15 protein-coding genes and 1 pseudogene are annotated in these 19,613 nt (G+C 71.1%); 8 read left to right on the top strand and 8 right to left on the bottom strand.

The genetic code is table 11. From position 1 onward, the window contains the following. Window positions 1-45: 45 nt before the first annotated feature. From AB0C27_RS48930 to AB0C27_RS48920, 3 genes are all read left to right on the top strand, one after another. Window positions 46-516 carry a GNAT family N-acetyltransferase gene (locus AB0C27_RS48930; protein WP_357860710.1) on the top strand — a complete coding sequence of 157 codons (471 nt, stop codon included), beginning with the start codon at window positions 46-48 and terminating at the stop codon, window positions 514-516. Window positions 517-721: 205 nt separating this feature from the next. Continuing rightward, window positions 722-1,324 (top strand): dephospho-CoA kinase, encoded by a 603-nt coding sequence (gene coaE, locus AB0C27_RS48925; RefSeq protein WP_357860648.1) that lies wholly within the window; start codon window positions 722-724, stop codon window positions 1,322-1,324. A 139-nt stretch (window positions 1,325-1,463) separates the two neighbouring features. Further along, window positions 1,464-2,861, top strand: coding sequence for a glycoside hydrolase family 43 protein (locus AB0C27_RS48920; protein ID WP_357860645.1), 1,398 nt, complete (start codon window positions 1,464-1,466; stop codon window positions 2,859-2,861). Window positions 2,862-2,909: 48 nt separating this feature from the next. Here AB0C27_RS48920 and AB0C27_RS48915 read toward each other — a convergent pair whose 3' ends face one another. Next, the gene (locus AB0C27_RS48915) at window positions 2,910-8,492 is read right to left on the bottom strand and encodes a TIR domain-containing protein (RefSeq protein WP_357860642.1); all 5,583 of its coding nucleotides are present in this window, start codon (window positions 8,490-8,492) and stop codon (window positions 2,910-2,912) included. A 136-nt stretch (window positions 8,493-8,628) separates the two neighbouring features. Between AB0C27_RS48915 and AB0C27_RS48910 the strand changes: the two genes are divergently transcribed. After that, the gene (locus AB0C27_RS48910; protein ID WP_357860639.1) at window positions 8,629-9,801 is read left to right on the top strand and encodes an SLC13 family permease; all 1,173 of its coding nucleotides are present in this window, start codon (window positions 8,629-8,631) and stop codon (window positions 9,799-9,801) included. A gap of 7 nt (window positions 9,802-9,808) precedes the next feature. Here the strand turns inward: AB0C27_RS48910 and AB0C27_RS48905 are convergent, their stop codons facing one another. The 4 genes from AB0C27_RS48905 to AB0C27_RS48890 form a co-directional block, all read right to left on the bottom strand. Beyond that, window positions 9,809-10,051 (bottom strand): hypothetical protein, encoded by a 243-nt coding sequence (locus AB0C27_RS48905; protein ID WP_357860636.1) that lies wholly within the window; start codon window positions 10,049-10,051, stop codon window positions 9,809-9,811. A gap of 107 nt (window positions 10,052-10,158) precedes the next feature. Next, on the bottom strand, window positions 10,159-10,956 hold the full coding sequence (locus AB0C27_RS48900) for an inositol monophosphatase family protein (RefSeq protein ID WP_357860633.1): 798 nt from the start codon (window positions 10,954-10,956) through the stop codon (window positions 10,159-10,161). A gap of 12 nt (window positions 10,957-10,968) precedes the next feature. Further along, window positions 10,969-11,586: a hypothetical protein gene (locus AB0C27_RS48895; protein ID WP_357860630.1), complete on the bottom strand. Its 618-nt coding sequence runs from the start codon at window positions 11,584-11,586 to the stop codon at window positions 10,969-10,971. After that, a complete protein-coding gene (locus AB0C27_RS48890) occupies window positions 11,583-12,623 on the bottom strand; it encodes a hypothetical protein (RefSeq protein WP_357860627.1) in 1,041 nt (346 codons plus the stop codon). The genes AB0C27_RS48895 and AB0C27_RS48890 overlap by 4 nt, the downstream gene beginning before the upstream one ends. A gap of 41 nt (window positions 12,624-12,664) precedes the next feature. Between AB0C27_RS48890 and AB0C27_RS48885 the strand changes: the two are divergent. Both AB0C27_RS48885 and AB0C27_RS48880 read left to right on the top strand, forming a co-directional pair. Then, window positions 12,665-13,012: pseudogene (locus AB0C27_RS48885) on the top strand (methyltransferase domain-containing protein); the annotation flags it as partial. Window positions 13,013-13,080: 68 nt separating this feature from the next. Further along, window positions 13,081-13,374: a hypothetical protein gene (locus AB0C27_RS48880; RefSeq protein WP_357860721.1), complete on the top strand. Its 294-nt coding sequence runs from the start codon at window positions 13,081-13,083 to the stop codon at window positions 13,372-13,374. Here AB0C27_RS48880 and AB0C27_RS48875 read toward each other — a convergent pair. The 3 genes from AB0C27_RS48875 to AB0C27_RS48865 are packed head-to-tail and all read right to left on the bottom strand — an operon-like array spanning window position 13,371 to window position 17,023. Continuing rightward, complete coding sequence (locus AB0C27_RS48875) at window positions 13,371-14,144, bottom strand: sporulation protein (RefSeq protein WP_357860624.1); 774 nt, start codon at window positions 14,142-14,144, stop codon at window positions 13,371-13,373. The two genes, AB0C27_RS48880 and AB0C27_RS48875, sit on opposite strands and share 4 nt — an antisense overlap. A gap of 9 nt (window positions 14,145-14,153) precedes the next feature. Beyond that, window positions 14,154-15,395 carry an SPFH domain-containing protein gene (locus AB0C27_RS48870; protein WP_357860621.1) on the bottom strand — a complete coding sequence of 414 codons (1,242 nt, stop codon included), beginning with the start codon at window positions 15,393-15,395 and terminating at the stop codon, window positions 14,154-14,156. Beyond that, window positions 15,395-17,023 carry an SPFH domain-containing protein gene (locus tag AB0C27_RS48865; RefSeq protein WP_357860619.1) on the bottom strand — a complete coding sequence of 543 codons (1,629 nt, stop codon included), beginning with the start codon at window positions 17,021-17,023 and terminating at the stop codon, window positions 15,395-15,397. Before AB0C27_RS48865 ends, AB0C27_RS48870 begins: the two co-directional genes overlap by 1 nt. Window positions 17,024-17,192: 169 nt before the next feature. On the opposite strand from AB0C27_RS48865, the gene AB0C27_RS48860 reads away from it, so the two are divergent. Together AB0C27_RS48860 and uvrB are read left to right on the top strand one after the other, a co-directional pair. Then, window positions 17,193-17,426 carry a helix-turn-helix transcriptional regulator gene (locus tag AB0C27_RS48860; protein ID WP_106244753.1) on the top strand — a complete coding sequence of 78 codons (234 nt, stop codon included), beginning with the start codon at window positions 17,193-17,195 and terminating at the stop codon, window positions 17,424-17,426. A 36-nt stretch (window positions 17,427-17,462) separates the two neighbouring features. Continuing rightward, the gene (gene uvrB / locus AB0C27_RS48855; protein WP_357860616.1) at window positions 17,463-19,574 is read left to right on the top strand and encodes an excinuclease ABC subunit UvrB; all 2,112 of its coding nucleotides are present in this window, start codon (window positions 17,463-17,465) and stop codon (window positions 19,572-19,574) included. Window positions 19,575-19,613 lie beyond the last annotated feature (39 nt).

The following is a 19,613-nucleotide window of genomic DNA, read 5'->3' as shown; positions in this document are numbered from 1 at the left end:
AGCTCGCGGCTGGGCGCATCCCCCTGGGATAGGGTGCTGGACGTGGTGATCGAACGGGCGGTGGCGGCGGACGCGGGCGAGATCCTCACCCTGCAGCGGGCGGCGTACGTCAGCGAGGCGCAGCTCTACGGCGACCCCTACATCCCGCCGCTGGTCGAGTCGCTGGAGCAGGTGCGCAAGGTCATCGAGAGCGCGGTCGTGCTCAAGGCGCTCGACGGAACCCGGATCGTCGGCGCGGTACGCGGGCAGTTGTCCGGCGCGACCTGCCTGGCCGGCCGCCTCGTCGTCGCTCCCGACCGGCAAGGTCAGGGGGTGGGCACGGCGCTGCTGCACGCGTTGCATGAGCAGGTGCCGGAGGCGACGGCGTTCGACCTGTTCACCGGTCACCTGTCGGAGGGAAACCTGCGGCTCTACCGCCGTCTGGGCTATCGGGAGACGAGCCGCGAGCGGATGGACGACCACCTGACGATGGTCTACCTGCGCCGGACGCCGGATGGAGCCCTTCCATCGCGGTGACGTCGACCCAAGTCGCGCCCTTGATCAAGCCCTACGCTGCGGCGGCCTAAGCCGTCTGTGAGCGGGCCCTTTCGCCGCACCGACCACGGGCTCCACGCCGTCCGTGAGCGAGCCCTTCCGTCGTCGCAGCGATCACGGCCTACGTCGTCCGTGATCGACCCTTCGTGATGGACCCGTGTGCCCCGAGGGTGGATAGGCTGCAACAGTGCTGAAAATCGGGCTTACCGGCGGCATCGGCTCCGGCAAGAGCGAGGTGTCCAAGCGGCTGTCGGCCAAGGGCGCGATGGTGATCGACGCCGACAAGATCGCGCGTGAGGTGGTCGAGCCCGGTACGCCGGGCCTGGCCCGGGTGGTGGCCACGTTCGGTGAGGAGGTGCTCCGACCGGACGGCTCGCTCGACCGGGAACGGCTCGGCTCCGTGGTGTTCGCCGACTCCGAGCGGCTGGCGGCGCTCAACGCGATCGTCCACCCGCTGGTCGGGGAGCGGGTGGCGCAGTTGCAGCAGGAGGCCGACAACGACACGATCATGGTGTACGACGTGCCGCTCCTGGTGGAGAACAACCTGGCGCCGATGTACGACGTGATCATCGTCGTCGACGCGCCGGACGAGCTGCGTATCAGGCGGCTGGCCGAGTATCGCGGCATGCCGGAGGCCGACGCCAAGGCCCGCATCGCCGCCCAGGCGAGCCGGGAGGACCGGCTGGCCGCAGCCGACATCGTGATCCCGAACGACGGCCCGCTGGAGGAGCTGGACGATCGGGTCGAGGACGTCTGGGCCGAGCTGGTACGTCGAGCCGCCCGCGGTTGACCGGATCTGGGCCGGGTTCGCTGCACCGGGCCGCCTGCGCCGGAGCGAGTCTGGCCGTGCCGTCCGCCGGTTGACGGGATGACTTTCTTCCATGACCATCGGAAAGATCGTCCGACAAGGTTCGTGGAAGGACCCGCCGATGCCGCGCCCAACGCCCTGGCGTGCCGCCTTACTCGCCTTGACCCTCACCCTGAGCGTGATCGTCCCCGGGCTTCCGGCCACCGCGGCGACGCAGTCGTTCCGGAACCCGGTCAACCCGTCGGCGGACCCGAGCCTGATGTACCACGCGGGCAACTACTACGTGGCCACCACGCGCGGCGACCGCATCGGCGTCTGGCGCTCGCCCAGCCTGGCCACGCTGCTGGCCGCCCCCGAGCAGGTCGTCTGGCGCGACAGTGACGGCAGCCGCAACACCCAGATGTGGGCCCCGGCCTTCCGTCACGTCGGATCGCGCTGGTACATCTACTACACCGCCTCCGACGGCGTGGACGCCAACCACCGCATGTACGTGCTGGAATCGGCCGGCGACGACCCCATGGGCCCGTACGCGTTCAAGGCCAAGATCGCCGACTTCGGCGAGTACGCCATCGACGGCGAGCCCATCACCCACAACGGCCAGTCCTACTTCGTCTGGACGGGGCCGGGACGCGGCATGGGCGGGCCCGCGCAGCTCTACATCGCCAGGATGAGCAACCCATGGACGGTCACCGGCGGCCGGGTCGCGATCCCGGCCGACGGCGGCTGCGCGGAGGTGCGCGAGGGGCCGACGCCGCTCTACCGCAACGGCAGGACGTTCCTCACCTACTCCACCTGCGACACCGGCAAGCCCGACTACCAGCTCTGGATGAAGAGCATCGCCGACGGCGCCGACCCGATGGTGGCGGCGAACTGGCGGCAGCACGCCGGGCCGGTGTTCTCACGGAACGACGCGACGGGCGTGTGGGGGCCTGGCCACCACTCGTTCTTCCGCTCGCCCGACGGCACCGAGGACTGGATCGCCTACCACGGCAAGAACACGAGCACGTACACCTACGACTTCCGCACCACCCGGGTGCAGCGGTTCGGCTGGAACGCCGACGGCACCCCGAACTTCGGCCGGCCGCTCGCCGCGGGCGCCACGCAGCAACTGCCGTCCGGCGATCCCGGCGCGGCCACGTCGGTGATCAACGACTTCGATCCGCAGGTCGTCTACGCCGGCTCGTGGCAGTCCGGGTCGGGCTGCGGCAACCAGTGCTTCTGGAGCAACGACCACTGGAGCGGCCAGGCCGGCGCGACCGCGACGGTCAGTTTCACCGGCACCCGCGTGGCGCTGCTGAGCGTGCGCGACCGGGGCAACGGCATCGCGGCCATCTCCATCGACGGCGGCCCTGAGCAGCGCGTCGACTACTACAGCGGCATCCGGGTGGGCGAGCAGCTCAACTACCTGAGCCCGGTGCTGGCGCCCGGCGCGCACACGCTGCGGGTGCGGGTGACCGGCGAGCGCAACCCCGCCTCGGGCAGCACGGTGATCAGCATGGACCGCATCGAGGTCTTCTGAGCGTTCAGAAGAGGGGTTCTGAGCGCTCGGAAGGGGGATTCTGAACCCTCAGAAGGGGGAGTCGAGCGGCACCTGCCGCACCCCGGGCAGGTAGGGGTCGAGCTCGCCCAGCTCGAACCGCGACATCCCGACGACGTGCCAGAACTGCCCGGCGAAGTCGCCCTGCACCTTGTAGCGGCCGTCGGGCGCCAGGGCGGCCCAGCCCTCGGCCAGGCCGAGCAGGGTCGCCCGGCGTTCGCCGCCCTCCCAGAGGATGACCACGCCGTCGTCGCCGGCGCTGGCCAGCAGGTCGGACGCAGGGCTGTAGGCGACCGACAGCACCCGGCGGGCGTGCCCGGCCAGCGTGTGCCGGGGGCGGCCTGTGGCGGTGTCCCAGACGCGTACGAGCAGGTCGTCGCCCCCCGTGGCCAGGTGCCGGCCGGAGGCGTCGAACGCCACGCTCCACAACCGCCCGCCGGCATGGGTGAGCGTGTGCAGCAGGCGCGGCTGCCACGGCTGGCCGGGGCGCAGCTCCCACAGCAGGGCCCGGCCGTCGTTGCCCGCGCTGGCGAGGTGGCGGCCGTCGGGGGAAAAGGCCACGGAGTAGACCCGGTCGGTGTGCCCCTCCAGGGTCGCCACCCGGCCGCCGGAGGCGACGTGCCAGAGGCGGACGAGCTTGTCGTCGCAGCCGGTGGCCACATAGCCGCCGTCAGGGCTGAACGCGATCGAGCGCACCCGCCCCCGATGATCGGTGAGGTGGCCCGCCAGCCGCCCCGTCGGGCGGTACCAGATGCGCACGCTGTCGTCGTCGTTGGCCGTGGCCAGCAGGTCGCCGTCGGGGCTGAACGCCTCGGCCCACACGTGCTCGGTCTCGGCGTGCAGCTCGCGCTCGTAGTCGCCGGTGGCGGCGTTCCAGAAGTGCACGCCGCCGTCGTTGCTGGCGGTGGCCAGCGTCGGCCCCGCCGGCGAGAACGAGGCCGAGACCAGCCGGTCGGCGGTGCCGGTGAACTCGCGCAGCCGCCGCGCGGTGCGCGGCTCCCACAGGCGCACGATGCCGTCGTTGCCGCTGGTGGCCAGCATCGTGCCGTCGGCGCTGAACCTGACCGAGGAGATCCGCCGCCCGTGGCCGCGCAGCACCCGCTGGCACTGGCCGCTGTCGGGGTCCCACAGGCGCACGGTGCCGTCGTTGCTGCTGGTGGCGAGCTGGCGGCCGTCGGGGCTGAACGCGAACGGCCACACCGAGCTGCGGTGCCCGGTGAGCTCGATCTGCCGGCCGCCGCCGAGCCGCTGCAGGCGTACGGAGCCGTCGGAGTCGCCGGTCGCCAGCACCTGCCCGTCGGGGCTGAAGGCGACCTGGTAGACGGCCGCCGCGTGGGTGAGGTGCACGCCGCGGGACTCGCCCGACGGGTCCCACAGGCGGACGCTGCCCGCCGTGTCGCCGGTCGCCAGCAGCGAGCCGTCGGGGGCGAAAGCCACGCAGTAGACGCTGCCCAGGTGGCCGTGCAGCTCGTGCAGCAGGCGCCAGGTGGCGGTGTCCCAGAGCCGGACGGTGCCCGCCTCGTCGCCGGTGGCCAGCAGCGAGCCGTCGGGGCTGTGGACGGCGCGGTAGACGCTGCCCCGGTGCTCGCCGAGGGTCTCGCGCACCTTGCCCGAGCGCAGGTCCCAGACGCGCACCACGCCCGCCGAGTCGCCGATGACCAGCGACGAGCGGCCGAAGGAGGCGGTGAAGACGGGGGCCTGGTGCCCGGCCAGCTCGTGCACGAGCCGGCCGGTGGCGCTCTCCCACACGCGGACGACGCCGTCGCCGCCGCCCGCGGCCACCAGCTCGCCCGAGGCGTCGAAGCGGACCGGCCAGACGCCGTCGGGGTGGCCGCGCAGGCCGCGCAGGGGCTCGCCGGTCATCGCGTCCCACAACAGCACGTTGCCGTCGCTGGCGCCGGTGGCCAGCAGGCCGCCGGCGAACGTGACCGCGTACACCCGGCCCTGGTGTCCCTGCAGCGTGCGCACCGGAGCGCCGCCCGCGCACAGGAGCACGCCGCCGTCCTCGTTGCCGATCGCGAGCGTGGAGCCGTCGGGGCTGTAGGCGATCGGCTCGGGCAGGCGGCTGGTCTGGAAGTGGTAGCCGTACGGGACGCCGATGCCGGCCGGCGCGAACTGCACCTCGACCGGCTGCCCCGGCACCACTGCCGCGCCCGGCAGGTGCGGCAGCGTGCCGGTCACGTCGATCAGCGCGGCCCGGTGCCAGCGGGCGCCCTCGACCGCGGCGTCGCTCAGGTCGACCCGCGCCAGCCGCGCCCCCGACAGGTCGGCGCCGCGCAGGTCGGCCCCGGTGAGCTGGGCGCCGTCGAGCCGCGCGCCCACCAGCCTGGCCTCGCGCAGGGTCGCCCTGGACAGGTTGGTGCCCGCGAGCGTCGTCTCCGACAGGTCGGCGCCGGTGAGGTCGACCTCCCGCAGGTCTCTGGCCGACAGGTCCTCGCCCTTCAGGTTGGCGCCGCGCAGGTCGGTACGGGCGGGCGTGCGCAACCTGGCGGCGACCTTGACCGCGTTGGCCTTGGCCAGGTCGTCGGGCTGAGGATTGGCCACCCAGGCGCGCAGCGCGCGTACGTCGGCCAGGTCGCACAGGAACTCCACGGTCAGCGCCGACAGCGGCCGCAGCGACAGCAGGACCGGGTTGTCCAGGGTGGTGGCGATGTGGCGGGCGATCAGCCACTCCATCACCGACGCGTGGATGAACCCGAACATCCCCTCCTCGGTACGGACCAGCAGGCTGCCCGAGCCCATCCGGAACGCGGCGTGCGCGGCCGAGAGCTGCCCGTCGGCCAGGTCGGTCAGCGTCTCGCCGATCTCGGTCAGCTCGTCCACGCCCAGCAGCGCCTCGCCGCTCTCCCACAGCCGCACCGCCAGCGCCGTCACCACCCGCCACAGCTCCTCGACGGTCAGCGCCACGGCCGAGCCGGGGACGCGGGCGCGCCGCTCCTCGAAGGCCAGCCACGAGGTGAGGATCTCCTCGTACAGCAGCGCCGGGCTGATCGTGTGGCGGGCCTCGGCGACCGTGCGCAGCCGGTCGGCGTCGAGGTCGGCGATGAAGCTCAGCATGCGCGGGTTCTGGGCCAGCGCGAGCAGGTCCTCGATCTCGGCCATCAGCGACATGCGGGCGCCGGCCTCATCGCCCTCGGCGAACCTGTTGGCCAGGTAGGAGCGGATCTGGTCGTGCGTGAAATCCTCGACGCCCAGGACCCGCCGCTGCGGCAGCACGCCCACCATCTCGCCGAGCGAGGTCAGCACCTGGCTGTGCGACTTGAAGTGCTGGGTGCGGCTGGCCACCACGATCTTGGCTTTGTCGTCGGCCGCCGCCAGCAGCGTGGACAGGTGGTCGGCCGCGCGGTCGTAGGTCAGCCGGGTCACCAGCTCATCGAACCCGTCGAACAGCAGCACGATCCGGCCCTGCCGCAGCAGGTAGCGGAACGCCTTGAGGTCGATGACCTCCTCGCCGTGGCTCGCCAGATGGGCCGCGACCAGCGCGTCGACCGAGTGGGCCTTGTCGAGGGCGCGCAGCTCGATCAGGATCGGCGTCAGATGCGGCAGCTCGGCGGGGATGCGGCGGGCCAGCTCGCGCAGCGCGAACGTCTTGCCGTGGCCGAAGTCGCCCAGCAGCAGCAGGAACCGGCCGTGGTCGGCGGCCAGCAGGCGCATCAGCTCGTCGGTCAGGCCGTGCTTGACCTGGCTGCCGGGGCGGTCGAGCTCGCGGTAGCGCTGCGGCACGTACAGGTGGGGCGGGTAGCGGCGGTCGTTCGTCAGGCGGGCGGTCTGCTCGCTGACGTAGCCGCTCAGGTCGAGCAGCCCCTGGAACTCGGTGAAGCTGCGCAGCCGCACGCCCTTGCGCATCAGCTCGTCGCGCAGCGCGCGGGAGGCGGGCGGCCCCTGGTAGACCAGCTCGGCGGGCAGGCCGGCGGCGTGGGCGCGCCGGGCGAAGTCGTTGGCGGCCTCCTCGGCGGCGTCGCCCGCGTACGCGCCGATCATCGTCTGGCGGACGAACCCGTCTTCCGGGTGGGTGACCACCAGATGGGTGTCGAACCTGCGGATTCTGGCCCGCTCGTGCCGGGCCTCGCAGACCTCGGTGATGCGGTCGAGCAGCAGCTCCACCGGGCTCGGCTCGCGCTCGGCCGCCCTGGGCGCGGGCGCGGCGGCGGGCGGGCTCTGGCCGGTGAACGTGGTCCCGGCGGCCCGCCAGCGGGAGCGGAGCAGCTGGGGACGCCCGTCGGGCTGCCCGTCCGGCCGCCAGAGGCGCAGCCCGTCGGGGCCGATCTCGACGACCTGGTGCCGCCCTGAGCGCGGCGCGGCGATCCGGCCTTCGGCCCCCTCCCCGGTGCCGCCGTGGAGGAGCAGGTTGAGCCGGTGGCCCAGCAGCCGTTCGAACGTCTGGAGGTCGCGCAGCTCGCCCGGCGGATGGCCGAGCACGCCGAGACGCAGCCAGGCGTCCTCCTCGAACTGCCGCAGCCGCTCGGCGAACCACGCTGCCTGGCCCTCCCCGAGCAGCGCGTACGCGTCACGCTCCAGATGGCTCATCGCCATCGTCGAGTTGAGCCCCGCCACGACCACCTTCAGATCGGGGACCTCGAACAGCGTCCACGGCTGCGCGGCGTCGAACACCCGGTCGTCCAGCCCCTGGTAGACCTCGCCGAACAGGGTCGCGAAGTGGCGCCACTTGGGCCAGTAGGGGGGTTGCGGGCTGACGTCGTCGGCCTCGCACGTCATGAAGTACGCGCTCGCGGCGGCCTTGGTCACGTCGCGCGGGCCGGGCAGCAGGATCAGCCGGTGCGGCTCCAGCCCGATCAGCAGCCGCAGGTCGGTGATGAACCGGGTCGCCTGCCCGAACTGCCCGAGACTGCCCGACTCGGTCAGGTCGCCGCTGACGACCATGAGGTCGGGGCGGGGCATGCCGCGGTCGTACATGGCGGTCAGATCGGCCCAGATGCGCGCCTGCATGTCCTCTGGCGTGAACGGGTCACCGGGGTCGGGCAGCGCCCGGCCGAACCTGGGGCCGCCGATGTGCAGCACGCTGATCGACTCGCGCCCGCGGTCGTCGCCCGCCGCCGCCGGCGGGAACTTCGGCGCGGTGACCGGCGAGCGCCGCGCCCTGGCCCGCTCGGCGGGCGGCGGCAGCGTCGGCGGGGACGGCGGCACCCGGGAGCCGTCGGGGAAGGCCGGCGCGGCCTCCGGCTTGGCCCGGCCGGACATCGCCTCGCTGACCCGGCTGAGCAGCTGCGCCCTGGCCTGGCCTGGGTCGGTGACGCCGAGCAGGTCGACCCACGTGATCGTGGACAGCAGGCCCTCGACCTGGACGTCCTCCAGCCTGATCGTGACGAGCTTGTTGGACGGGTTGTCGGGGTCGGCGCGCAGCGCGGCCTGCCACTCCATCCGCCCGTAGCGGGAGCCGAGATAGTTGCGTGAGAGCACGGCCACGACCAGCTGCGCCTCGCTGACCCCGCGGTCCATGAAGTCGATGAAGTTGGTGCCGGGCACGAAGTCCCACGCCTGGATCATGGTCTTGTAGCCGGCCGCCTCCAGCTCCCAGGCGATCCAGGTCGCCCATGCCGTGTCGGCGGGGGAATAGCTGACGAAGATCTCGGTCGGCCTGCCGTCACGTGCCATCTGCCCAGTATCCCCCGGGGATGCGGGCACGGGATCGGCATTTTTCCCGGCGGTGGTGCTCGGGTGTCGCGGCCTCCTGGCGGTGTGCCGTCATCCTCGGGTATCGCGCCTCCCGGCGGTGTGCGATCATCGTCGGGTGTTGCGGCGTCTCGGCGTGCTCGACCTGGTCAGGGTCGGGCTGCTGCTTCTCGGTCTGGTCTTCGTGGCGACCGGGCTGCTGCCCTGGGCCGAGGCGGTCGAGAGCCTCACCGAGATCGGCCCGCTGCTGGTCTTCCTGGTCGCGATCATCCTGCTGGCCGAGCTGACCAAGGAGGCCCAGGTCTTCGACGCCATCGCGGCGAGGATGGCGGTGCTCGGACGCGGCAACTACGCCGCCCTCTTTTTTCTTTGTACCGCTTTCGCGTCTTTTGTCACGATATTTCTGAACTTGGACACGACGGCGGTCCTGCTCACCCCGGTCATGCTCGCCCTCGCCCCCCGGGCCCGCATCGCCGCCCTCCCCCTGGCCATGACCACGATCTGGCTGGCCAACACGGCCAGCCTGCTGCTGCCGGTGTCCAACCTGACGAACCTGCTCGGCATCAAGAAGATCGGCCTCGACGCCCAGGAGTTCGCCGCCCGCATGTGGGCCCCCCAGCTCGCCGCCATTGCGGTCACGATGGCGTTCCTGTGGGCGTTCTACTGGCGCCGCGGCGAGCGCCGCGACCTGCGCTACACACCGCCGATCCTGGAGCCCGTGGCCGACCGCGCGCTGTTCACCGCCGCCTCGGCCGGATGCCTGCTGTTCATCGCCCTGCTGCTGTTCAAGGCGCACGTCGCCATCGCCGCCACCGCCGCGGCCGCCATCGTCCTGGCGGCCTTCCTGCTGCGCGCCCGCGAGCGCCTGACCTGGAGCCTGGTGCCCTGGCAGCTGCTCATCTTCGTGACCGGCCTTTTCCTGGTCGTGCCCACGCTCAGCAACCACGGGCTGTCCGCCCTGATGAGCTGGATGATCGGTGTCGAGGGCGACCCCTACCGCGCCGCCGCGGTGGGCGCGGGACTGTCCAACCTGATCAACAACCTGCCCGCCTACCAGGCCGTCCAGCTCGTCATCCCGGCCACCGACCGGGACCTGCTGCTGGCACTGCTCGTCGGCACCAACGTCGGCCCGGTCATCACCCCGTGGGCCTCGCTGGCCACGCTGCTGTGGTTCGAGTCGTGCCGCCGCCACGGGGTCAAGGTCCCGATGCGGCGCTTCCTGCTCACCGGCGCCGGGCTGGCCGTCGTCGGCCTGCTCGTGACGGTGTGGACGCTGGTCCGGTTCGGCTGATACGGGTTCAGGCGGCGGCCGGCTCGTAGGCGACGGCGACCGCGTCCAGGGCCCAGCGCATCCGGCGCACGTACGTCTCGGGGTGGTCGCCGGCCTCCTGCGCCACGTACGCCGCGCACCAGGCCGGGTCGCCGCCGCACGCGCACAGCCGCTCGTCCACGGCCGCCCGGATCCGGTAGGCGGACAGCTCGTCGGACGGCTGCAGGGTGGTGGCGAAGAGCACCTGCGCCAGCTCGGTCGTGGTCATCATGTCGGGCTCCTCTCCGCGTGGTGCCGTTGGTGCGGCACTCTCTAATAAGACGTCGAACGGCGGCGGAACTCATCGACAAAAGGCACACATTATCCGTGCACTTTTCCTCACCCCAGAAGGGAGAGAAGTGCAGGCATGGTGCCGGGGTGTGCCGCGACGAAGCTGCGCGTCTGCGAGACGTCCACACACTCCTCGTACGGCCCGCCGTCCAGCTCCCGGATCTCGGCCCCGGCCTCCAATGCCAGCAGCGCCCCCGCGGGCAGGTCGACCACCCCGGCCCGGTAGCCCACGACGCCGTCGATGTCGCCGCGCGCCAGCATCGCCCACGCCAGCAGCGGCGCCCACAGCTGCAGCACCCGGCGCGCGTTGAGGTCGAGCGCCGTCCTCAGCCGCCGCAGGGTGGGGTCGTCCCTGGGGATACCGTACCCCTGGATCCAGGCCAGCAGCGGCCCCTGCGGGTGCGGCCGGTGCACGGCGGACAGGCGCGCGCCCGACGAGGCCACGGCGCCCCGCCCTCGCACGGCCGACCACGTGCACGCCGAGACCGGGTCGTGCACCACGCCGAGCTGAGGCAGTCCGTCGCGGCACAGCGCCAGGCCCACCACGTAGGCGGGCAGCCCGATCGCCACGTTGTTGGTGCCGTCGAGCGGGTCGACCAGCCACGTCCACTCGCCGCCCGCCGCCCCGACCAGCCCCGACTCCTCGGCGATCACCGTGTGCGACGGGTACGCCGTCAGGATCCGGTCCAGCAGCAGCCGCTCGGAGGCCAGGTCGAGATCGGTCACCACGTCACCCGCCTCGCCCTTGGCCCGCACGCCCAGCGCCCCCCGCGTGCCCTTCAGCAGCAGCGCGCCCGCCGCCTCCGCGGCCTCGACAGCGATCTTGCGAGCGTGGTCCAGGTCCATCGCAGTGCCCTCTCAGGTCAGGTGCGCGGTGATCAGGCGGACGGCCGCGGCCGTCTCGCCGGGGTCCAGCGGCTGCCTGGACACGTGGTGGGCGCCGCCGTCGAGCGGGCCCAGGGACAGGTCGCGGCTGCCGGGGCGGCCGCTGCCGAGCGCGATCGTGGCCGCCTCGCCGCCCTCCGGGACGACGCTGCTGTGGAAGAGGCCGGCGGCCAGCGTGTAGGTGTCGCCGGGGCCGAAGACCTCCACCAGGCCCGTCTCGTGGCGCACGGTGCGGGGGGTGGGCGAGATGCGGTCGCCGTCGGCCCCGCTGACCACCTCGTAGACCCGGTGCGTGGCGTCCGCGCGGGCGTCGGTGACCACCGCGTGCACGTTGCGCATCTGGCCGTAGAGCACGTGGCTGACCAGGTCCCAGCTGTGGCAGTGGATCTGCGACGTGGTGCTCTCGGCGTGCGCGAGCGAATCGGACCACAGATGGAGGCATACCCCCTCACCGCCGTCACGCTCCAGTGGCAGGCAGACGAATCCCAGCGGATGCCGCACCGCGCCAAGATCGGGCCGGGCCAGCACGTCGAGGGCCCACCGCCTGGCCTCCCCGGCGGCCAGGACGTCGCGTACGCCGGCGTAGCTCATGACCCGTAGGGATCGACGGCGCGCAGCGCCTTGCGGGCGATGTCGACGACGTCGCGGCCGTCGTACGACCTGGGCAGGGGCACCCCGATCCGCGCGAACAGCTCCTGCACCTCCTCGATGGTGGGCTCGTCGCCGAGCGGGACCTTCTTGTACATCTCCAGCGGCACCCGCCGCGCCTGCTCGAAGCTGAGCCGCAGCTCGGTGTCGCAGTTTTCGTAGTAGAACGTGTCGGCCAGCGCGGTCATCGCCATGTTCGGGTCTTCGACCGTCATGATCAGGCGGGTCGTGGACAGGTCCCAGCGGAACGTGGTCATCGTCGACGACAGGCCGACCTCGATGTCGAGCAGGCCGTAGCGCTGGCGGTGCCAGAAGGCGGCCAGGATGGTCGCGTACGACTCCTTCCTGGCCCGGTCGGTGGTCCACGACTCGCCGGTGGCGTCGGGATGGTCCTCCAGCGAACGGCGGTAGTGGGCGTACGTCTCGCACACCTCCAGGTTGGTCGGATCGATGACCTCGACCCTGACCGTGAGGTGGCGTTTGTCCCTGCGCGCGGCCGCCACGCAGGCCGGCAGCGTCACCGCGCGCAGATAGGTGCCGGTGCCGCCCTTGAAGCTCCACCTGGTCGTGTCTCGGCGGGCCTCGGCGTGGGACTGGGCGATCTCCTGCCTGCTGCCCAGCACCCGGACGAGTTCGAGCGCGTCGAGGGCCCGGCGCGTGCTGTGCGCCAGGCTCTCCAGCTCCTCCAGCCTGGCCAGGCGCAGCGGCAGCTCGGCCAGCGCGCCCGAGGTGATCGTCTTCTCCACGGGCGCCTGCCGGACGCGGTCGCGCAGCAGCGCGGTGGCCACCAGCGCCAGGATCACCAGGGTCGCGGCGGTCACGAGCTGGCGCTGGATGTCCTCGCCCTCGGGGCCGAAGATCTCGTCGGGCATGATGCCCAGCACGCCGACCACGATCGCCAGCCCGAGCGCGATGGCGCCGTCCGCGTTGTGCGCCGCCCATGGGGCGGCCCGCTTCAACGCCGCCATGAACCGTGCCATCGCTCGCCCCGCCGTCCGACGATCAGTCAGTTCCCGACGTCATGGTAACGACCGCGCCATGCGACTGCCAGCACACGCAAAGGAGCGATCTCCTGTCGGAAGGTGGTCCGGAATATTGCCTCGCCCGCGCAAAACCGGCGATTGTAGGATCCGGCGGCATGATCGAGGATCCCCGTGTCCTGCGTTACTACGAGCAGGGCGGCGAACTGACCAGGCTGCGGGAAGGGCGGGGGCGGCTGGAGTTCTGGCGTACCCGTGACGTGCTGCTGCGCACGTTGCCGCCGGCGCCGGCGAAGGTGCTCGACGTGGGCGGCGGCACCGGCGTGCACGCCGCGTGGCTGGCCGCCGCGGGCTACGACGTCGAGCTGATCGACCCCGTGCCGCTGCACGTCGAGGAGGCCGCGGCGCCGCCCTGCACGACAGCGTCCGCCTGGGCACGCTGCCGCGCGAAGGGCGGGTGGAGGTCGAATACCGCACCCTGGAGACCGGGGAGATCGTCTCGCCGCGAGAGGACGGCTTCCGCGGGTTCAGCCATATCCCCGAGGAGATCGTCGCCGAGTTCACCGAGGCGGGGCTGCCCCGGCCGAGCGTCTACGGCCTGGAGGGCGCGTTCTGGCTCTACGGGGACGTGGACGACTGGCTGGACGACGACGGGCGGCGCGAGCTGCTGCTCGACGCCGCCCGCCGGCTTGAGTGCGAACCGTCGCTCTTAGGGGTCAGCGGTCACCTGCTGGCCGTGAGCGTGACCTAGAACCAGCCGCGGTGGCGGGCCATCTGCTCCAGGCCGCGCTGCAGGGCCGCGTCCGCCGAGTTCGGCGGGTCGTCGTAGCGCACGGTGAAGCGGTTGTAGGCGTCGTGGCTGGAGCTGAGGAAGCCGCCCCGCTTGTCGGCCTCCAGGATGACGTCCATCTGCCGCGGCCCGGCGATGAACGTCAGCTCCAGCTCGTTGAAGTGCCGCCGCCACTGACCGCCCGCGTAGTACTCGATCTCCTGGAAGAACGGCATCGTCGAGCCGTACAGGGTGCCGCGTTCCAGGTCGGCCTTCTTGAACTGGAAGCCCAGCCGGTCGAGCGCGCCGAGCACGTGGTCCTGCGCAGGCAGCGGGCTGACGAACAGCGGGTCGAGGTCGCCCTTGTCGAGCGCCCCCGCCAGCGCCAGCTCCGTCTGGACGCCCAGCCGCATGCCGGGCAGCGGATGCCCCGCGATGGCGCTGATGGGCGTCTCCCACGGGACCGGGATCTCGAACGGGTGCTGGTGCTGCGCGCCAGCGGCGAGCTGGAACGTCCCCGCGACCTGCTGGCGCAGGAAGCTGTAGGACGTCTTGTACTCGTTGTCGCCCTGCTCGACCTCGACCACGGCGGTGAGGTCGATGTGGATGCCCTCGACCTTGTACTCGGAGTTGCCGCCACGGAAATGGACGACGCCGCGCAGCAGCTCGCCAGGGCGCACGCCCGTGTTGGTCAACACCGTGTCAACCTCGACGCCCGCGCCGAACGCGGCCATCAGCTTGCGGAACACCATGGGGTTCTCCTATGCGGAAGGTGTACGGCCGTTCACTTGATCCGTTCCCGTGCCCGAGATGCGGGGGAGCAGCTGGGCGAGCAGGAGGGTGGACAGCGCGGAGTCGGCCTGACCCTGCTGGGTGCGTACGACCAGCGGCTGGGGGGCATTCTCCGCCAGTTTCGCGCCCACGTCGAGGCGCTTGCGGGCCAGCTCGTACTGCAGCACGGCCCGGTTGTCCCGGTACGACTCGGCCAGGCGGCGCAGCGCCTTGGCCTCGTTCTCGGCGGCGGTGAGCTCGGCCCGGCCGCGCGCCTCGATCTCCCACGTCACCCGCTGCGCCTCGGTCTCCTGCTCCTCCAGCATGCGGGCGACGTCCTTGCGGGCCGTGTTGTGGGCGGCCTTGACCTCGACGACGCGGGCGTCACGGGTCTTCTTGGAGCGCTCGATCTCCATCAGCAGGGTGTCGATGCGGCGCTTGCGGGTCAGCTCCCACTCGCGCTCGTAGGCCGACAGCTCCTTGGCCACCTTCTCGCGGGTGGCCAGGTGCTGCTGGTACTGGTCGGGCAGCTGCACGTCGGGGATGTTGGAGCCGGTGACGCGCACGCCGTAGCGGCCCAGCTGGCGGTTGAGCGCGTCCTGCATGTCGCCGACGTCGGAGCCGCGCAGGTCGTACGCGCGCTCGGTGTTGACCCGGCGGCTGCGCTGCCTGATCGCGTCCTGCACCGCGCTGGACAGCACCAGGTCGAAGTTGCCCGCGCCGATCGTGCGGACGAACGCGACCGGGTCGACGATGCGGAACTTGAGGAAGAACTCGATCGACTTCAGCGGCACGTTCTCGGCGGTCGGGCAGGCCACGATCGGCGCCGAGTACGGGATCTCGGTGGAGGTGTCGACGACCGCGTCCACCCGGTCCCACGGCAGCCAGAGGTAGTGGCGGCCGGGCGGCAGCGTGCCGGTGATGGCGCCCCAGCGGCTGCGCACGCCCGTGGTGCCCTCCTCGATCTCGATGATGGCCTTGCGCCACATCGTGATCAGGGCGATGAGCAGGAAGAACAGCGAGGCGAGCGCCGCCGTGACGGTGAAGTCGCTCAGCGCCGCCATGCCGGCGAAGTAGAGCGCCAGGAAGATCAGCGTCATCCAGGCGAAGCCGCGCCGGTCCTTGGGGATGACGACGGGCACGAGCTGGCCCTGCTCGCCGCCGCGCAGAAGCTGGCGGATGTCGCCCCAGGAGGCGACCGATTCCTTGATCTTGGAGAAGTCGCGGCTCATCAGATCCCACTCCCAGCCTGTCCGTGATGCTTGCTGCCGGGCAGCAGCCGTTCGACGGTGGATTCGAGGTCGGAGTCGGGCTCCGGCACCTGCGGCGGCTGCTCCACGTCGGCGGCCGTCTTGGCCAGCAGCGCGGCGATCTCGCCCTCGCGGCCCCGTACGCGCTGGCCGATCTCGTCGAGCCTGGAGCGGATGGCGGCCATGTCCTCGGCGGAGAACAGCGCCGCTCCCTTGCCGCCCACGAGCTGCTGGGCCAGGGCCAGGAAGTCGATGTCGGTCTGGTCGCCCACCTGGACGACCTGCGGCAGCCTGGTGGCGACCGACTCCAGCTTGGTCAGCAGGTCCTGCTGGAAGCGGTAGTCGAGGATCTCGGGCGCTTCGGCGGCCGACAGCGCCCTGATGTCGAGCGCCTGGGCCTCCAGCAGCGCGGCGTTGGCGTTGGCCGTGGACTCGGCCTCGACCAGGCGCTGCCTGGCCTGCGCGGTGGCCTGGTGGGTGGCGCGTTCGAGGGCGGTGTCCATGCGGGCCTGATAGCCGGCGATCTCGGCCTGGATGGCGCTCAGCGTCTCCTGGAGGCCGGCCAGCTCCTTGATCAGGTCGCCCTCGTTCTGCTCCTTGCGCAGCTGGAGCTCGTACTCGTAGGTGTAGGCCTCCTTGGCGACGCGGACCATCTCGGGCGCGGCCAGGTCCATCCGGTATTCCTGGCTGGACGGCTCGGCGTGCGTGATGTTGACGTCGGTGAGCCGTACGGCGGGCAGGAACTGCTGGTTGAGGCTCTCCAGCATGCCGAGCGTGCTCTCGCCGACCAGGTCGTAGATCTCCTCGGCGCGCTGGGCGTAGATCAGGGAGCGGGTGACCTCGCTGATGGCGTTCTGCAGCTTGGACTGGAAGCCGCTGACCGAGCCGAGCACGAAGATGAACTCCGCCGGGTTCTCGATCCTGAACTGCAGGAACAGGTCCACGCTGGCCTTGACGCCCTGCTGGGTGGGCGCCTCGCTGATCGGCGCGTTGAACGGGTATTCGCGGGTGGTGTTGACGATGTAGCTGACCCGCTTCCACGGGTTGAACAGCGTCACCCGGCCCGGGTCCGCGATGTGCACCAGCTTGCCGAACTGGGTGATCAGGGCCTTGCAGCCCTCGGGGACCATCACCACGCTGCGCCGCCACCACAGGAACGCGGCCGCCAGCACCAGCACCACCCAGTAGTGCGGGCCGAACACCACGTCCGCCTGCGGGACGATGTTGCCGAGCGCGCCGATGAGGCCGAGCAGCACGAGGATGCCCAGCGGCACGATCACCTTGGCGGTGCTGCCCTTGGGGATCACCACGGGGGAGATGACGTGCATGCCGTTCTCGGCGAAGCTGCGGTTGACGATCTCGCCGGCCTCGTTGAGCGAGGCGGTGCGCGCCTCGATGAGGGTGCCGATGGACACACCGCCGTCGCGGGCCGCGGCGAAGTCGTGCGGGTTGAGCGTGAAGCCCTGGGCGGCCTGGGCCTGCAGCTGCCCGGCCTGGCCGGCCACCTGGCCCATGGCTTGGCCCACCGCCTGGCGTACGTCACCCCCCTGGGCCACCGTTCGGGCTATGCCCTGTCCTGCCTGGATCAGTGCCTCTCTGGGTCGTGACATGAAACCTTCCTCTTCCGCTACAGGCGAATTCGACCGTATCGGGTATGACTTACTGTTCGCTTGCAATGCGGTGTCACAGGTGTATTGCTGTTTGTCGCAGGTATGCTATGGATGTCAGAGCCCTGCTATCGGGGGGGTGCGATGAGAGGGGCTGGGAAGTCACGCCGTGATGAGCGAGAGCGTCCACAACCGGATCGCGCTGCTGCGCGCGGAGCGCAACGTGACCCGCAGGCAGCTGTCCGACGCCCTGGGGGTGCACTACCAGACCATCGGCTACCTCGAACGCGGCGAATACAGCCCCAGCCTGCACCTGGCGCTGCGGATCGCCGCCTATTTCGAGGTTCCGGTGGAGGTCGTCTTCTCCACCACGCCCTTCCCCCGGATCGGCGAGCGTCCGGCCTGACGCTTTCTGTCGGTGGCGCCACCTACAGTGGGCACCATGCGACCGGTCACTGATTTGCAGCGGAAGGTGGCGCCCTTCGAGGTCGTCACCGAGATGACTCCATCGGGCGACCAGCCGACGGCCATCGCCGAGCTGGAGCGCCGCGTCAAGGCCGGGGAGAAGGACAACGTCCTGCTGGGCGCCACCGGCACCGGCAAGACCGCCACCGTGGCCTGGCTGATCGAGCGGCTGCAGCGGCCCACCCTGGTCATGCAGCCCAATAAGACCCTCGCCGCGCAGTTCGCCAACGAGCTGCGCGAGATGCTGCCCAACAACGCGGTCGAATACTTCGTCTCCTACTACGACTACTACCAGCCCGAGGCCTACGTCCCGCAGAGCGACACCTACATCGAGAAGGACTCCTCGATCAACGACGAGGTCGAGCGGCTGCGCCACTCGGCCACCAACTCGCTGCTCACCCGCCGCGACACCATCGTCGTCGCCTCGGTGTCGTGCATCTACGGCCTGGGCACGCCGCAGGAATACGTCGACCGCATGGCCCGGCTGCGCGTCGGCATGGACGTCGACCGCGACCAGTTGCTGCGCCGCCTGGTCGACATGCAGTACACCCGCAACGACCTGGCCTTCACCAGGGGCACCTTCCGGGTGCGCGGCGACACCATCGAGATCATCCCGAAATACGAAGAGCTGGCCGTCCGGATCGAGATGTTCGGCGACGAGATCGAGAAGCTCGCCACCATGCATCCGCTGACCGGCGAGGTCATCACCGAGGACGAAGAGCTCTACATCTTCCCCGCCTCCCACTACGTCGCGGGCGAGCAGCGCATGGCCGCCGCCGTGGCCGGCATCGAGGTCGAGCTGGCCGAGCGGCTGTCTGAGCTGGAGCGGCAGGGCAAGCTGCTGGAGGCGCAGCGGCTGCGGATGCGCACGACGTACGACATCGAGATGATGCGCCAGATCGGCACCTGCTCCGGCATCGAAAACTACTCGCGCCACATGGACGGCCGCGAGGCCGGCAGCGCGCCCAACACGCTGCTCGACTACTTCCCCGAGGACTTCCTGCTCGTCCTCGACGAGTCCCACCAGACCGTCCCGCAGATCGGCGCCATGTACGAAGGCGACGCCTCCCGCAAGCGCACTCTGGTCGACCACGGGTTCCGGCTGCCGTCGGCGCTCGACAACCGGCCGCTGAAGTGGGAGGAGTTCCTGGAGCGCATCGGCCAGACCGTCTACCTGTCGGCCACGCCCGGCCCCTACGAGCTGGGGCGGGCCAAGGGCGAGGTGGTCGAGCAGGTCATCCGCCCGACCGGGCTGGTCGACCCCGAGATCGTGGTCAAGCCGACCAAGGGCCAGATCGACGACCTGGTCCACGAGATCCGCGAGCGGGCCGAGCGCGACGAGCGGGTCCTGGTCACCACGCTGACCAAGAAGATGTCGGAAGACCTCACCGACTACCTGCTTGAACTGGGCATCCGGGTCCGCTACCTGCACAGCGAGGTCGACACGCTGCGCCGCATCGAGCTGCTGCGCGAGCTGCGCTCGGGCGAGTTCGACGTGCTCGTCGGCATCAACCTGCTGCGTGAGGGCCTCGACCTGCCCGAGGTGTCGCTGGTGGCGATCCTCGACGCCGACAAGGAGGGCTTCCTGCGTTCGGAGACGTCGCTGATCCAGACCATCGGCCGCGCCGCCCGTAACGTCTCGGGCCAGGTCCACATGTACGCCGACAAGGTCACCCCGTCGATGGAGCGGGCGATCGACGAGACCAACCGGCGCCGGGCCAAGCAGATCGCCTACAACGAGGCCAACGGCATCGACCCGCAGCCGCTGCGCAAGAAGATCGCCGACATCCTCGACTCGCTCCAGCGCGAGGACGCCGACACCGACAAGCTGCTCGGCGGCAGCGGCCGGCAGCAGTCGCGGGGCAAGGCGCCCGTGCCCGGCTTCGCGGCCCGCCAGGCCGGCCAGCACGCCAAGGCCATCGCCGGTGAGATGCCTCGCGCGCAGATGGAGTCGCTGATCGAGTCGCTGACCGAGCAGATGCACCAGTCGGCCGCTGACCTCCAGTTCGAGGTGGCCGCACGGCTGCGCGACGAGATCAAGGAGCTGAAGCGGGAGCTGCGCGACATGCGCGAGGCGGGGGTCAAATAGACCATACCCCGCCTGACCTGGGCGAATGCTTTGCCAAGT

The organism is Nonomuraea sp. NPDC048882, from assembly GCF_040649755.1.
Lineage (GTDB): Bacteria > Actinomycetota > Actinomycetes > Streptosporangiales > Streptosporangiaceae > Nonomuraea > Nonomuraea maheshkhaliensis.
This window is presented reverse-complemented; position numbering and strand designations above follow the sequence as displayed.